Source organism: Kribbella sp. NPDC051952, from assembly GCF_040680855.1.
In the GTDB taxonomy this organism is placed as follows: domain Bacteria; phylum Actinomycetota; class Actinomycetes; order Propionibacteriales; family Kribbellaceae; genus Kribbella.
In genome coordinates, this window is the sequence record NZ_JBFAXQ010000015.1 from 1 (window position 1) to 2,719 (window position 2,719).

The window sequence follows — 2,719 nt, forward strand, 5'->3', positions numbered from 1 at the left end:
CCCATGACACGTTGCTCGGGTCGTGCGTGACCTTCCAGATTGGGTTGGTTGGGTTGGTTCGGTTGGTTGGGCTGGTTCGGTTGGTTCGGTTGGTTGGGCTGGTTCGGTTGGTTCGGTTGGTTGGGCTGGTTCGAGTGACCGGGTTGGTTCGGTTGGTTCGAGTGACCGGGTTGGTTGGGGTCGGGGGTGGGGTGGTGGGCCGGTTCGTTGGAGGTGTTGTGGTGGTGGGTTGGGTCTGGGGTGTGGTCGTGGGTGTCGGGATCGTTGCCGGGGGCATCGGTTCGGCGGGTCCACGGGTTGGGGCGGGAGTCCGGCGTACCGTCGTGACGGCCGTGGTCGGCGGAGCGGATGGTTTCGCGCGAGATGGGTTGGGTGCGGTCCGCGTCCGGACTGTGCTCGCGGTGAGGCTGATCGCCCCGTTGAGCGTCGTACTGCTGCACGTGCTCCCGTGGAATGCGCTGCGTGGTCTCCGGGTCGGCGAGGTGCTCGCGGGGAATGCGCTGCGTGGTCTCGGGGTCGGCGAGGTGCTCGCGCGGGACCCGCTGGGTGCTGTCAGGGTCGGCGAGGTGTTCGTGGGGGATGCGTTGGGTGGTGTCTGGGTCGGGGGCGTGGTCTACGCGGTGGGAGGGGTTCGGGGGCGCGAAGTTCTGGAGGTCGATGGTTTCGCGGGGGATGCGTTGGGGGGTTTCGGGGTCGGTGTGGTGACCGCTTGTTGAGTGCGCCGCGTGGGTGGTCGGGAAGTCCTCTACGTCGAGCATGTGGACGACTAGTTCGCGGACCTCCTTCGGCTTGCCGTCGGACGTGAGGTGCCGGCTGTCGAACGAGACGTTCTCGCTGATCCCGACCACGCGATACCGCCGGTTGCGTGGCTGGAGCAGTTCGGCCTCGGAGTCCTCCAACCCACTCATCTTGCCGACCGGTGCACCCTTCCGGGTCTGCACCTCCAGCACGACGCCAGTCCGGTTGCTCTGATGCGCGAAGTCGGACGCGACCGCCGGGTTCAGCGACGTGTGCTGGAACGCCTTGAAGTCGATCTCCTCACCGACCTTGAACGCATCACGCGCCCAGTTGACCAGCTCACTGTGCGGAAGATGCTCCGGCATCCGCACGCCGCGGTACACGGTCCGCGGCTTAGGCGCATCCGGCGCGCTACGCACGACCTGCTCGAGCTCCTCGGCCGCGCGGACCGTCCGCGGGGTGAGGCCGCTGTTCCCGTCGGTCTCCATCACCCGGCGGAAGTCCTTCAGATGATGCCCGCCGTACAGCGCCCTGTTCACGAACTTGAAGCTGCTCTGCGTGATCAGCTTCACCGACTCGTGGAACCCACGCGGCACCTTCCGCGCAAACTCCTCCGCCTCCCGAGCAGCCTGCTCCAACACCTCCGGGTCCGCCGTACGCCGCTTGTCCCCCGGAGCAAACCCATGCTCCTCAGGAGTACGCCGTACCCCGTCATCCTCCCCCGCATGATTCCGATACAACTCCTCCAACCGATCCCCACCCCCATCCCGCTCGCGCCCGTCACGGTCGCGTGCGCCGGGATCACGTCCTGCGGGGTCGTTCGCGTCGTGATCGTGCCGGTCGCGCCCGTGCGCGTTCGACTCGTGCGAGTCGCGGTCGCGGGACGCCCGCTCGTGAGAGTCGCGGGTCCTCGGCTCGTGGGAGCTGGGGTCGTCAGTCGTCGGCTCGTGGGAGCTGGGGTCGTCAGTCGTCGGCTCGTGGGAGCTGGGGTCGTCAGTCGTCGGCTCGTGGGAGTCGCGGGTCGTCGACTCGTGAGAGTCGGAGTTGTCGTGATGGGCGGCGGGTTCTTGGGGGCGGCGGGTGGGTTCGGACGTGCGCTGCGGTGTGTGCTCCTGGGTGCGCTCGGGTGGGCGGGTTCTGGTCGGGTGTTCGGGGTGGGTGAGACCTTCGCCCTCGGTCCGGTGTCCTTCGACTCGGTCTCCTTCGGCACGTTTGCCGCTGACACGCTCCGGGTCCAGTCGGTCGGCGATGGATTCGGGCCGGCGACCGGGCGTGGACGGGGTATGCGACGCAGCCGGGTCATGAGTAGGCACGTACGGCGGCGCAACCACCGGATCCGGATCACCGTGGCGCCCCGGCTCCCCCGGCCGCGCAGGAGTCGTCTCCGCGGGCCGACCAGGCGTGTGCTCCCCCGGCTGGGTCGGCGTGTGCTCGCCGGGGCGGGTGGGCGTGTGTTCGGCGGGGTGGGTGGGCGTGTGTTCGGCGGGGTGGGTCGGGGTGTGTTCCGTGGGGCGGGTCGACGTCTGCTCACCCGAGCGGGTGGGCGTGTGCTCGGTGGGACGCGTGGGGGTGTGCTCCCCCGGGCGCGTCGGCTCAGCGGGCTTGTGCTCCCCGGGACGGGTTGACGTGTGCTCACCCGGGCGATTGGACGTGGGGTCGGTGCCGTCGGGGGTGTTGGGCTCGCCGGGGCGGCGGTTGGGTGTGCGCTCTTCCTCTTCGCGGTCGCGGCGGTCGGAGGGCTCGCGGGTGGTGGGGTCCCGGCGGTCGGAAGGTTCGCGGGTGGTGGGATCCCGGTGGTCGGAGGGTTCGCGGGTGGTGGGGTTCGCGCGGTCTGCGGGATCGCGGGTGGGGTCGTGGCGGGAGCCGTCGGGGCGACGGGTTGGGTCTACCGAGCTCGGGTGGTGTGAGCCGCCGGTTCCTGGGGTGGTCGAACCGGGGGTGGTCGACCCCGAAGTCGTGGAGCCGGGGGTGGTCGAACCCG

At 69.8% G+C, this 2,719-nt stretch carries 1 protein-coding gene; it reads right to left on the bottom strand.

The genetic code is table 11. The features are described 5' to 3' along the window. The coding region (locus AB0L70_RS25835; protein ID WP_363688385.1) for an ADP-ribosyltransferase at window positions 1-1,487 on the bottom strand (1,487 nt) is incomplete at its 3' end. Window positions 1,488-2,719 lie beyond the last annotated feature (1,232 nt).